Source organism: Streptomyces sp. NPDC020192 (assembly GCF_044388685.1).
Lineage (GTDB): Bacteria > Actinomycetota > Actinomycetes > Streptomycetales > Streptomycetaceae > Streptomyces.
Genome location: NZ_JBIRXG010000055.1, coordinates 18,654 through 29,948, shown reverse-complemented (window position 1 = coordinate 29,948; position 11,295 = coordinate 18,654). Strand labels below are relative to the sequence as shown.

Sequence of the window (11,295 nt, the reverse complement as noted above, 5' to 3'; positions counted from 1 at the left end):
ACCCGCTGGAACAACTCCCACAACTCGTCCGGCACCAGCCGCTCAACGATTCCCACGCCAACAGGCTACCGAACACGCCAAATGAGATGACCTCTAAGGCTGGCGCGATGGATGTCCAGGGCTATTCATCGGCAAAACAGGCCGGTCTGGGCGGGACACTTGTGCTGTCGCGGGCTCGGGGAGGCTATCGCTACGCCGTTCGCGGCTATGCCGTGCTGCTCGACCACGCGCAGGTGGGCAGCATCCGCCGGGGGCAGACGCTGCGTTTTGAGGTGCCATCGGGAGTGCATCGTCTGCAGCTGAAGATCGCCTGGTGCTCGAGCCCGCCTCTCACCGCCGTGGTCAAGCCGGGCAGCACGGTCTACTTCTGTTGCACGCCGGGCGACGGCTCGTTCGACGGGCTCGACGACGTTCTCGGCAACCCGGGCAACTACATCGCCCTGCAGCGGACGCCGGAGCCGGCAGCCATGGACAAGATCCGGCTGGCTTGGAGCGGGCGCGTGCTGATGGGCGCGAGCCTCGGGCTTCTCGCAGGAGGCATCACCGTCATCGTGGCCCTGGTCTGGCACCTCCTCAACCCGGTTGCCAGCGCAAGTCTGGCCGTCATGCTCCTCTCCGGCATCGTCGCCCAATGCGGCCGGCGCTACAGGACTAGACGGCGCCGTTGCAGGTGATCACGCCCAGCCGACCTACTGCTCGCGCCGGCTGGGGGCCTCAGTGGCTGGCTCAAGGCAGGCGGATCAGCCGCGGGCTGCCGCTGCGGCACGGGGCCAGCTTGACGCACATCCGTGGCTACCTCGGCCAGGTCTCCGACCGGATGGCCGAGCACTACGTCCACCTCACCCAGTCCGACCTGGACAACGTCCTCCAGCACGTCTGGGTCGCCGGCCCCGGCACCGCCAGCCCCGGCAAGCTTCTGACCGGCCAGTCCGCCACCGCGCTGACCCGCGAGCAGGCTCAGGCCCTCGCCATCGACCTCACCCGCCGCAGCACCCCCGCCGAGGGCGGCTTCTGCACCTTCCAGCCCGTCGTCGACGGCGGCGCCTGCCCCTGGAACCCGGACTGCCGCAACTGCGGCAAGTTCGCCCTCTCCGGCGCCGACCTCCTCTACTGGCGGCGCAAGCGCGAACAGTGGCGACTGCTGGCCGAGGGCGCCCCGGACGACGCTACTGTCGACTATCTGCACCGCTGCTTCGAGCCCACCGCCCGCGCCATCGACGGCCTGGAGAAGGCCCTGGCCGGCCTCGGCCTCCTCGGCGACGCCCTCGCCCTGGACCTCCGCAAACCCCAGGACTACTTCCACCGCGTGTGGTCCACGGCCTTCCGTGCTACCGACCTCGCCGACGCAGGCACCGAGGAGGGCGAGGTCGGCGATACGTGCACAGCCGACGGCGACGCACCCGAACAGGACTCCGCGTGAAGACTGCGACCGTCCCCGAACCCCGCACCGCAGCGGCACTGGCCGCCCGCCGCCGCAAGACCGAGACCGCTCAACCCGACCAAAGTCCCGGGCCACCCGCACCTGCCGACGGTACCCATACGTTACCGGCACGGGGCCGCGGCCCCGCCGCGTGTGCGCCCTGGGGCCGTGTCTCACAGCCACTTGACGGTGTAGTTGATCGTGCAGGACGTCTGTTGGTCGTTCTCGGCGGCGAGTGCCCTCAGCTCGATGCGGGTGCAGTCGGTGTTCACATTGACGAGATGAGGTCCGGACGGGAACGGGTCGGAGTCGCGGAACGTCAGGGCGACGACGTCGGCGATGCCCGAGGTGAATCCCGTGAGGACAAGGGCGGCTGGCGCACTGGGGGATGTCAGGCTCGCGACAAGGATGAGGAACGATGACCCGCTGGTGTTGTGGCTCCACGAGTCGATGACAGATTCGGGCGCTCCCGCCCGTGACTTGGGAAAGGAGTCCTCGAGCACTTCAGGCATGACCGCACGTCTCTTCCTGTCGGGGGTTTCGGGCTGTCGAGGTTCGGCGCAAGGCCAGGGGTCAGGACCCCCACTTGAAGGTGTAGGTCACGTTGCACGTCCCGGGATCACTGTCGCTGAGGGGCTGTGCCACGAGGTTCACAGAACCGCCCAGGGAGCCGGCGATGATGGTGCGGTGCGGGCCCGACGGCAGAGCGTCGGTACTCGATACAGTCACGAAATCGACCGTCCGCTGACCGCTGGCATCATTGAGACTCAGCCGAGCGAGGACGGGGCAGTTTCCCGTGTCGAGGCTTTCGACCGTGATCTCCAACACGGCTGTGCTGGTCGACTCGGCAGTCCACTGGTCGATCGTGTCACCACCATTGACGCTCTTCGTTCTCCGAATGTTGTCGCCCATCAAGGCTTCCTTTCCCGGTGTGTGCGAGCCTCTTCGCCGCGGACAGTGCGGCGGACCCGGTCATGGAGATCGGCCCAGGGGCTCCAGCGGCTGCTCGTCGTGGGGCTTTCCCCAGGACCACGCAAGGCCATGGCACGCGCCTACGTCCTCTCTCGGCCCTACCAGCGCAAACCAGGTCGGCCTCAACGTAACGACTGGAGCCCCCTCCGGGCTCTGTGCGCAAGCCGAGCGCTCCCCCAACGGCACCCGATCAGTCCATGCGCGTCGTCTGCATGGCTTTATCGACGTCTCACGACAGCAGTTGTTGACGACTCAGGGAGGCACCTGCCGCGCCAGGATGCCGTTGGCGACGAGAACAGAAGGCACCCGCCGACGCCCGGCAACGGAGCGGTACCGGCTGTCACCTGCACTCGTAGCCAGCGCCGCTGCTGCTGGACGTGGTGGACGAGATACTCCACGACCGGGCCACACACGACGACGCAGTCGCCCTCCTGGGCGAACTCCTCGACGAGGCCGGGCCCTACCGGGTCAACGCGGCCGGGGACAGGCTGGAGGAACGGGTCACCCCGGTCGTACGCGACGCGGTCCGAAAGACGATCGCCGGCGAGGCGGCCGACCCCGCCGCCGACCACCTCGCCGCCTGGCAGGCAGCGTACGGACGCGTCCTGGACCCGGTGCGCGCGTACAGCGAGGCCATCAGCGCGGCGGAGGCCGCGGCACACGCCGCGTCATCCAGCCCAACCACGCGAAGCACACCCTGGGCACGATGCTGGGGGGATCAAGACCGCCCGGCACACGTTCCGCACCGTGGTGACCGGGACCGGCCGCGCCGGGCATGGCGTGTCGGAAGGGCGCTGCGGTCGGACAGTGACGGCACCAGACCCAGCAGTGCCTATTACTGCAGGTGGTGGACACTGGGGCGGAACACCATGTGCGGGCAGAGGTAGGACGGATGGCCTGGGATGGCGGGCTCAGCGGACTCGACGAGTCGGACCTCAACCGGGTCTTCCTGCACCCCGAGCACCTAGCAAATCTGTCGAACGTCAGCTGGCTGTTGGAACGGTGCGACGCGGCCGGACACGGCGTTGATAACCTCCATGACGTCCAGGCACACCTCTTTCAAGCCTCCTACCGCGCCCAGATGGCTGCTCAGAGCATCCGGCGTGCGCTGCTCCGCGTGCAACGCCTCAAGGCGCCTGACTGGCCCGGCGACCACACCACGGAGACCGCCGCTTTCATCGCTCCCCCCATGACAGCTGAGCTGCCCGCCCGACAGCCGCGACGAAGAGCACTGGCGGCTGGAACGGCACGTCGCCGAACGCGTCATCCGCCAATTGCGGGCCGTAGGCGACGTGCTGGCCTGGCGGGTCTACACCTACGACCGGCGCGCGATTGTCGCCCTCTCACGCAACGCCCTGCCGGGTCCGTTCGTCGGCAAGGAGGGCCTGGACTACGAGCTGGGCAAGGTCGTCGAGGCCAAAGACAAAGAGGGTAATTTCACTCTCCTGCACGACCTCACCTCCGTGCTGCGCGTCCTGGACGTGACCGAGCTCAGGCCCGACGGCAGCCGCATGCTCCAAGAGGTGAAGTCCAGTACCGCATCAAGCGCGACGACGAAGGCACACCGGCAACTCAAACAGGCGGAGCGGCTCCGGGCCGCCATCGACGGGTCTCAACCGCTGCCGGGGAAGGAAGCCACCCAGTTGTGGCGATCGACGACACAGCTGCGCACCCACGTCCGCGACATCAGCCCACTACTCGGCCGAGCAGAGAAAGACGGCTACGCCGCAACCGTCATCAGCGACCGCGTCATCGGAGTTCTGAACCTGCTCACCGCGGCGCGCGACGGCCACTCCGGGGCCGGGACACCGACACCGGTCCCTCAATCTCCCGCTCCCCCACCCGGTCCTCCCTCGGCCACACGCCCGACAGAAGACAACCGTGACCCGCCCGCCCCGCAAAAGGATCAGAAGTGCCGTTCCCATGACAGCGACACGAGACATGATGTAACGCCCCATGGCAGTCACGACGGCAGCGGACACCAGCCCATGGCAGCAAGCCTGCTCACCCTCAACGCTCCACCAGCAAAAACTCCCCGTCCTGAAATGCCGTCATTGACACCCACCCACTGACACCAAACCGGCACATCGCACCCTGGCGTGGCTCGGGAGCGGGACTGGCGTCCGTGTAGGTGAGCACGTCGTGGCCCTGCGGCGACAGACGAGCTGTCCACAGGATCGGCCGGGCCTCGTACACAGACAGCTCCGCACGCGTCCCCCGGTCGGCCAGCTCCGCCAGCCCCCTGCCCTGCGGCGGCTCCACCGCCTGCTGATGACGTGGCGGCAGATCGTCCGACAGCACCCAGCCCCACTGCCATTGCCTCTCACGGTTGCGCAGAACCCGCAGCGCCTCGAACCAGGCCTTCCTGCCCCGCCTCCACACGTGTGCCACTTCCGCCGGTGAACCGACCGTAGGAGCCGGACCTGAGTGAGCGTGCCGGAACACCGGAAAGATCACCGTCGCGTGCACCGTCCTACCGTTCCGCCGAGGAAGAGCGCGCGAAACTCGCTGGCGTGGCCGGCGAGGATCACGACGCGCAGTGGCGCCGCTGGCGTGAAGCGTCCGGGGACCCGCAGGTGGACATCACCGAGCATGCTGCGATGTCCGAGGAGAACCGGTACGAGCTGGAGCAGGCGTTGAGCGCGCGGTCCCGTCATGCTGCGGAGGACTCGGCCGAGTAGCCACTGTCGGGTCTACGGCTCGTCGGGCCAGGCAGCCAGCACGGTACCGGTCTCCTCGTCCAAGACGGTGAGCAGGCCCAAGGACGCGAAGGGGTTCGTGGTCCCGCCGCGCAGGTGGGGAGAGGTCACTCGCGTGGCTGCTTCACGCCCGTTGGAACGCGCGTGACTACGAGACGCTGCCGCAGCACTCCGAGGCGATGCTCATCCTCGCGGCCATCACCCTGATGAGCCGCCGGCTCACCCGGCGACCCATCCACCCCGATGCCGCGGTGCCCCGTCCAGAGGCCGCACTTCGAGCGGCTTGAAGCCGGTTACCTCGACTTGATGACGGGTGTTGTCTGTCAGTTGTGCTGGTCGCGGTCAGCGGCGATGCTCTTGTAGGTCGCCCCGGGCGTGGACTTGTACAGGGCCACGGCATCGGGCTTGAACTCGTCCGAGTACTCCTTCATCGCCATCGGCGGTGTTCTCGCTTCCTCCGTCAAGCAGAACCAGTATCAGCGTGTCCACCACTCAGGGGGGCCTCGGTTCTCATGGCGCGGGCGTGGACATCAACCACATCACCATGCGGCCGACGGGGCAGCTCGGCTGATGCGGCACCCTCCGCACGCCCATCCCGGCGCTTGCACGAGCCGCAACCGCTGGGACAACCGTCCCATCACCCGACGCCTTTGGTGATCCATCGCCGGCCGGTCCTGACCAACAGCCTCCCGGGGGGGTTGCCCCATCCCGCTCTCCCCACCCCGGTCGGGGAGCAGCCTCATGGGGCTCAAGGAGCCGGGAACGGAAGAGTGATGCCCTGTCAGCAGCCGTGTTCGAAAGAGCGGATCAGGCGATGCCACTCAGCAGCCGACGAGACGTGTCCACCCAATCCACCCGCCCCTTCCGGCCCCCTCGCCGCAGCGGCGCTCGTGCGGCCCTGGTCGCCGGGTCTGCCTGTCCGTCGCGGCCGCCACCGCGGCCCCGGCCCTGGCCACCGGGACCGCGTGCCCAGAGGCTTGGTCACGCTTCCGCGTGCCGCATCCCGCCACGGCCCGCGACGGCTCAGTACCGTCTCGTACACCCATGGCACCCTCGCCTACCGGGGCGGCGCCGGGTCGGTCGCCGACGGCGCGGACCGCGCGGTGACGGTGATGTTCGCCGGCGCGGGTTTCGCCGCCGTCGCCCCGGACTACCTGGGCCTGGGACTCGGCACCGGACTGCACCCCTACATGGACATCGGTTCGGAGACCACGGTCTCGGTCGACATGCTGAAGGCCGCACGCGCCTTCGAGGCCGAGAAGGGGGTGATCGCGGCGATTCACAGTGTCCTGGGACGTATGGCCATCAGCGTGGGTCGGACACCACAGCACACCGGCAAGCGCGAAAAGCTGGATCTCCGACGGCACTTTCGTGCCCAGCTCCCATGCCTCCACCAGCTCGGGGCCAAGATACACGCCCAACTTGGCCATTTCGGTCGCAACTTGTTCGGGGGTCATACCCATCCGTAGGCGCGCCGCGCGGGCCTCGATGGGAGAGAAAGGGGGTGTGAACCCGTGCAGGTCACCTCGGTGGGCCCGCAGAGCCCCGGCGTCCGCAGGACCCTGGCCATCGGCATCGCGTTGACCGGTGTCGGCCTGGCCCTGATGGCACTGTTCGTCTCCGTCGACGGCGGCTATCTGTCCGTCCTGGCCGGCCTGCTCGCCCTGGGTTTCGGCTCGGGTCTGGCGATGACGCCGTCCACGGAGGCCATCACCAGCTCACTGCCGCGCGAGAAGCAGGGCGTCGCCTCCGCCCTCAACGACGTCACCCGAGAATTCGGCACCGCGCGCGAGGGCATCGCCAACGCCCTGAAGACCGCACCCAGCGCAAGCCCGCGCGCAGGACCTGGTCCACGCCGCCCGGCAGTCCTTCGTCGACGGATGGCAGCAGGCCATGTGGGTGGGCACCGCCGTCATGGCTGCCCTGTTCGTCTACATAGCCCTGCGCGGACCGAATCCGGCCCCCGTGGCCACTGACGAGGCAGAGGTCACCGAGAACATCGCTGCCTGATGATCCCGTAGAGGATCGGACAGACGGGCGCGCAGACCGTGCATGCGTGGCAGGGCGCCAAGCCGCGCGGCGCCTGCCGCCCTGCCACCACGGCGATCAGCTCGGTGCGGTCCAGATGCCGAACGGGCCGGGCTTGTCTCGGCGATCCCCCGGATGGCTTTCTCGTGGCGACGGCGTGCTGCCGCCAGGTCACCCGGCCGTGATCCTGGCCTCGACACCGTCCCGGGCTGCCTTGAGGTTGGCCTTTTTCACCTTGTTTCCGCAGGTCGCCATGGAGCACCACCGCCGTCGCCCGCCGCGGCTGGTGTCCACGAAGAGTCCTCCGCAGGTGCGCTGCTCGCACCGCTTGATCACACCGTCGCGGTGGCCGCCGAGGGTCGCGACGGCATCCAGGGCGACGATGGCAAGCGCGGCGCGCGCCGAGTCGGTGTCCGGGAGATGCCACTGCGCCTGCCCACCGGTGAGGACGAGCTGCGCCCGGTGACGTGCGGTCCAGCGGTTGAGCAGCTCCTCGTCCACCGGATCCGGCACGCAACCGGAGGCGACGGCGGTGCCAGCCCGGTGGATGGCCTCGCGCAGCTCGTGGGCGTCCCGCAGGAGGGCGTCGGATACCGGCATGTCCGCATCGCCGAGTCCGTTGGTGGTCAGCCAGGCTCGCAGTCGTTCCGGGGCGGCGATCCGTTCTACCGGGTCGCCGCGCCGTTCCCCGAGCGTGGCGACGAAGCGGAACGCGAGGATCTCGTTGCCGAGCCGGAATCTCTCCGGACTGCTTCGGACAGCTAGTGAACCGGTCATGGTGGTTCAGTGTAGGCCGTTCCGGTACCGGGAGGCCATTGTTTGACATCGCCCGAGTGAACCATTTTAACTGGTTCGCATGAACCAGTTAAAGGAGGCCTTCTCGACCGTGCCGACGCCGCTGTATCCGCTGTACGAGGAGCGCGAGGGCTTCGGTGCGTTCACCATGACGGTGGTGTTCGCGGTGTACGCGGTAGGGGTCGCGGCCGGCCTCGTGTCCGCCGGCCACCTCTCCGATCGCAGCGGCCGTCGCCCGATCCTGGTCGCGGCGCTGCAGTCCGAACTGGCTGCGGCAGCCGCCCTCTTCCTCGTGTGGCCGGCTCCGCCCGGCCTTCTCCTCGCCCGGTTCGTCACCGGACTGGGCGTGGGCATGGCCACCCCGACCGCCACCGCCTACCTCCATGACCTGCGCATACGGGCGCGGCCCGGATCCGGACAGGGCCGCTTCGAGGCCGTATCGACGGCCGCAAACGTTGGCGGCCTCGGCGTGGGACCGCTCGTCGCCGGGCTGCTGGCGGCTTACGCCCCTGCCCCGGTCCGTACGCCGTCTTCGCGATGCTCCTCGTTGCCGGGACCGCCGCGGTCATGGCCCTGCCAGAGACGGTGGACCGTTCCGCCCGCCCGGTGCCGTACCGCATACAGCGAGTGCGTCCGCACGGCGGTGCCGCGCTCTTCTGCCTGGCGGTCGCGTGTGTCTGCGCGGCCCTGGCGATCTTCGGACTCTTCACTTCTCTGGCGCCCGGATTCGTCGCGACCACCCTGCACCAGAACTCGCCGGCCGTCGCGGGCGCCGTGGTCTTCGCCGTCTTCGCCGCCGCAGTGCTGGGGCAGAGCCTCTCCGCGCCCTGCGGCCCGCGGTCCGCCGCGGTACCGGCGTCGCGGCGGAAGCAGCTGGGTGCGCCGCCGTCGCCGCAGGAATGGTGCAGCCGGACCCCACTCTCTTCATAGCAGGAGGCATCCTCGCCGGGATCGGCGCCGGCACGCTCTTCAAGGCCGCGGTCGCGCTGGTCTCGGGGACCGCGCCCGCAACTGTCCGCGCGGAGGCCCTCACGACCTTCTTCCTCGCCGCCTACACAGGCCTCGTCGTCACCTCCCTCGGACTCGGCGTCGCCGCGCAACTGACCACCCCGACGACAGCGACGCTGTGGTTCTCCGGCTTCCTAGCGGTACTCCTCACCGCGATCGCCCTCCTCGGCCGCGCGGATCGTGCGGGCCGCCACCAGTCAGCAGCGTGAATCGTGCTCCCGCCCCCACCGACGCCACCTCACCCACGTCCCGACCGACACATACGCAAGGAGATCAGAACTCATGACCACGACGACCATCCGCCCCCTCACCGGCTTCGGCACCGTGAGCGGCGTCCCCTCGCTCCCCGACGGCTTCACGGACGTCTTCGACAGCAGCCTCGTCCGCGTCGGCGACGTCGAACTGCACACCGTGCAGGGCGGCGCCGGACGGCCCGTCCTCCTCGTCGGCGGCTGGCCGCAGAACTGGTACGTGTGGCGCTTCGTCATGCCGCGTCTGGCGGAACACTTCCGCGTCATCGCGGTCGACCCGCGCGGCGTCGGACGGTCCGACAAGCCCCACGGGGGATACGACACCGGCACCGTGGCGGCCGAACTCGTCGCCCTTGTGCGGACGCTCGGCCACGAACGCTTCTCACTGGTCGGACATGACGTCGGCATGTGGATCGGCTACGCCCTCGCCGCGGACCACGGCGACGCGGTCGAACGCCTCGCGCTGCTCGACGCCACCATCCCCGGACTCGCGCCCGACATCCCCTTCTTCGGCCCCGAGGCACAGAACGACCTGTTGTGGCACTTCGCCTTCAACCGCAAGCGGTCCCTCAACGAAGAACTCGTCCGTGGCCGCGAGCACATCTACTACGCCGACCAGTTCCGCCACAAGGCCGCGCGCCCTCTGCCGGAATCCGCGGTCGACTTCTACGTCGAAACGCTCGCCCGCGACCCCGAAGCGCTGCGCGCCAGCTTCGACTACTACCGGGCCACCGACGACAACATCGCTCAGAACAACCGGCGCAAGCAGCATCCGCTCACCATGCCGGTCCTCAGCGCCGCCGGAGCCCGCGGACAAGGCGAACGCCTCGGCGACCTCCTCGGCCCTGTGGCTGAGCGGCTCGACAGCATCGTCCTACCCGACTGCGGGCACTACGTTCCCGAAGAGCGCCCTGACGCCCTCCTCGATCACCTCCTCCCCTTCCTCCTCCACTGATCCCCGACCCGGGAAGGCGGCTGGTACCGGGCATCGGCTTCGACGACGGGGCCCGGCGCCCGCAGGTGCCGGCGCCCTGACAGCGCGAACGTCGCCGGGGCACCGAGTACCAGCTGCTGGAGCGAGCCCGACGACAGCGGGACACCGTGGAGGAATGGCGCATCCGCCAAGCCGAAGCGGCACTGCGCCCAACGGCCAACTGAGTAAGGGCTCCGCGACGCGTGACCCACGACGTCTGACCGCGCTCAGCAGCACAGCCGCAGCTCCTGGGACCCCCTGTGTCCCGCCGAACCACCGCAGCGCTACTGACCTTTGCGGCGTGATGTCGTTGAGGGCTGACGATGTGTAATCCTCGCGGTATGCCAGTTGTGTGAGGTATCCGCAGGGTGGTGGGCTGACGCCTGAACGGCAGGCGTTTCGCGAGCGGATCCGGCTCGAGGCCGCGGAGCGATTCGCTGCGGGTGCCTCCAACGCCGAGGTCGCCAAGGACTTACGGGTGAGTGTGCGCTCGATGCAGCGCCGGCGCCGAGCCTGGCACGAGCCGGCACCGAGGGGCTGCGGTCCGCCGGGCCCGTCTCACGGCCCAAGCTGAGAGCTGGGTGCGCCGCCGTCGCCGCAGGAATGGTGCAGCCGGACCCCACTCGCTGACAGAACCTTGAATTCGCCACCCGTGATCGGCTCCGCCTCAGAGTTGCTCGGCCTGATTCCCCGGCCAGACCCGCGCTGACCTGCGGCCGGGCGCCACAAAGGACCATCACCCGGGCCGTCCGAACACAGGGTGCCACCGTAGGCTGAGCGCCTTCGGCCGGGGCCGGCGCTCGCCCTACCGACCAGATGGAGGCATACGGACGACCGCCGTTCCGCCCTCCAGATCCACCATGGTCCGGTTCGGCGGTGCTCCATCTTCCTCGTCGTCCCTCAGAATGAGCGCTGACTGGCGCTCCTTCAGCTCGCTCTGCTTGCCCGGCGAGAAGCTCGCATGAAGCTGCTCGAAGCCGGTCGCCGAGATCTGTCCCTGTCTGGCGCTGTTCCGCCAGGGCAGTAGCCCGGCTCGCCCTGCGCGCAGAAGCAGCTGATCAGCGAAGGCCAGGGCGGTCAGCACAATGACCAGCCCAGGCAGTGTCATGAAGACGGCGAATCCCATGCCCCCAGTATCCAGGGCAAGGC

General features: G+C 68.9%; 15 protein-coding genes and 3 pseudogenes. 13 read left to right on the top strand and 5 right to left on the bottom strand.

The window, feature by feature from the left end; genetic code table 11:
* The coding region (locus ACH47Z_RS44280; protein WP_399085368.1) for a hypothetical protein at positions 1-674 on the top strand (674 nt) is incomplete at its 5' end.
* A gap of 101 nt (positions 675-775) precedes the next feature.
* Entirely contained in the window at positions 776-1,420 is a 645-nt protein-coding gene (locus ACH47Z_RS44275) for a hypothetical protein (RefSeq protein WP_399085365.1), read from the top strand.
* A gap of 173 nt (positions 1,421-1,593) precedes the next feature.
* Here ACH47Z_RS44275 and ACH47Z_RS44270 read toward each other — a convergent pair whose 3' ends face one another.
* Both ACH47Z_RS44270 and ACH47Z_RS44265 read right to left on the bottom strand, forming a co-directional pair.
* The gene (locus tag ACH47Z_RS44270; RefSeq protein ID WP_399085362.1) at positions 1,594-1,932 is read right to left on the bottom strand and encodes a hypothetical protein; all 339 of its coding nucleotides are present in this window, start codon (positions 1,930-1,932) and stop codon (positions 1,594-1,596) included.
* A gap of 61 nt (positions 1,933-1,993) precedes the next feature.
* Positions 1,994-2,332, bottom strand: a complete 339-nt coding sequence (locus ACH47Z_RS44265; RefSeq protein ID WP_399085359.1) for a hypothetical protein — start codon at positions 2,330-2,332, stop codon at positions 1,994-1,996.
* A gap of 440 nt (positions 2,333-2,772) precedes the next feature.
* Between ACH47Z_RS44265 and ACH47Z_RS44260 the strand changes: the two genes are divergently transcribed.
* From ACH47Z_RS44260 to ACH47Z_RS44245, 4 genes and pseudogenes are all read left to right on the top strand, one after another.
* Positions 2,773-3,279 carry a hypothetical protein gene (locus ACH47Z_RS44260; RefSeq protein WP_399085356.1) on the top strand — a complete coding sequence of 169 codons (507 nt, stop codon included), beginning with the start codon at positions 2,773-2,775 and terminating at the stop codon, positions 3,277-3,279.
* A gap of 405 nt (positions 3,280-3,684) precedes the next feature.
* A complete protein-coding gene (locus tag ACH47Z_RS44255) occupies positions 3,685-4,464 on the top strand; it encodes a hypothetical protein (RefSeq protein ID WP_399085352.1) in 780 nt (259 codons plus the stop codon).
* A 441-nt stretch (positions 4,465-4,905) separates the two neighbouring features.
* Positions 4,906-5,073: a hypothetical protein gene (locus tag ACH47Z_RS44250; RefSeq protein ID WP_399085349.1), complete on the top strand. Its 168-nt coding sequence runs from the start codon at positions 4,906-4,908 to the stop codon at positions 5,071-5,073.
* 61 nt (positions 5,074-5,134) lie between these two features.
* A pseudogene (locus tag ACH47Z_RS44245) lies at positions 5,135-5,378 on the top strand (hypothetical protein); the annotation flags it as partial.
* A gap of 36 nt (positions 5,379-5,414) precedes the next feature.
* On the opposite strand, the gene ACH47Z_RS44240 reads toward ACH47Z_RS44245, so the two are convergent.
* Positions 5,415-5,555: a hypothetical protein gene (locus ACH47Z_RS44240; RefSeq protein ID WP_399085346.1), complete on the bottom strand. Its 141-nt coding sequence runs from the start codon at positions 5,553-5,555 to the stop codon at positions 5,415-5,417.
* Positions 5,556-6,194: 639 nt separating this feature from the next.
* Here ACH47Z_RS44240 and ACH47Z_RS44235 point away from each other — a divergent pair.
* Together ACH47Z_RS44235 and ACH47Z_RS44230 are read left to right on the top strand one after the other, a co-directional pair.
* Positions 6,195-6,560, top strand: coding sequence for a hypothetical protein (locus ACH47Z_RS44235; protein ID WP_399085344.1), 366 nt, complete (start codon positions 6,195-6,197; stop codon positions 6,558-6,560).
* Positions 6,561-6,638: 78 nt separating this feature from the next.
* Positions 6,639-7,101: pseudogene (locus tag ACH47Z_RS44230) on the top strand (MFS transporter); the annotation flags it as partial.
* A gap of 189 nt (positions 7,102-7,290) precedes the next feature.
* On the opposite strand, the gene ACH47Z_RS44225 reads toward ACH47Z_RS44230, so the two are convergent.
* Positions 7,291-7,896 carry a CGNR zinc finger domain-containing protein gene (locus ACH47Z_RS44225; RefSeq protein ID WP_399085341.1) on the bottom strand — a complete coding sequence of 202 codons (606 nt, stop codon included), beginning with the start codon at positions 7,894-7,896 and terminating at the stop codon, positions 7,291-7,293.
* 79 nt (positions 7,897-7,975) lie between these two features.
* On the opposite strand from ACH47Z_RS44225, the pseudogene ACH47Z_RS44220 reads away from it, so the two are divergent.
* From ACH47Z_RS44220 to ACH47Z_RS44200, 5 genes and pseudogenes are all read left to right on the top strand, one after another.
* A pseudogene (locus ACH47Z_RS44220) lies at positions 7,976-8,407 on the top strand (MFS transporter); the annotation flags it as partial.
* Between the two features lie 44 nt (positions 8,408-8,451).
* Positions 8,452-8,844 (top strand): hypothetical protein, encoded by a 393-nt coding sequence (locus tag ACH47Z_RS44215; RefSeq protein WP_399085376.1) that lies wholly within the window; start codon positions 8,452-8,454, stop codon positions 8,842-8,844.
* A complete protein-coding gene (locus ACH47Z_RS44210; RefSeq protein WP_399085373.1) occupies positions 8,814-9,131 on the top strand; it encodes a hypothetical protein in 318 nt (105 codons plus the stop codon). The genes ACH47Z_RS44215 and ACH47Z_RS44210 overlap by 31 nt, the downstream gene beginning before the upstream one ends.
* A 73-nt stretch (positions 9,132-9,204) precedes the next feature.
* Positions 9,205-10,128, top strand: coding sequence for an alpha/beta fold hydrolase (locus ACH47Z_RS44205; RefSeq protein ID WP_399085338.1), 924 nt, complete (start codon positions 9,205-9,207; stop codon positions 10,126-10,128).
* Between the two features lie 370 nt (positions 10,129-10,498).
* Entirely contained in the window at positions 10,499-10,720 is a 222-nt protein-coding gene (locus tag ACH47Z_RS44200) for a helix-turn-helix domain-containing protein (protein WP_399085335.1), read from the top strand.
* Positions 10,721-10,951: 231 nt separating this feature from the next.
* Here the strand turns inward: ACH47Z_RS44200 and ACH47Z_RS44195 are convergent, their stop codons facing one another.
* Positions 10,952-11,272, bottom strand: a complete 321-nt coding sequence (locus ACH47Z_RS44195) for a DUF6191 domain-containing protein (protein ID WP_399085332.1) — start codon at positions 11,270-11,272, stop codon at positions 10,952-10,954.
* Positions 11,273-11,295 lie beyond the last annotated feature (23 nt).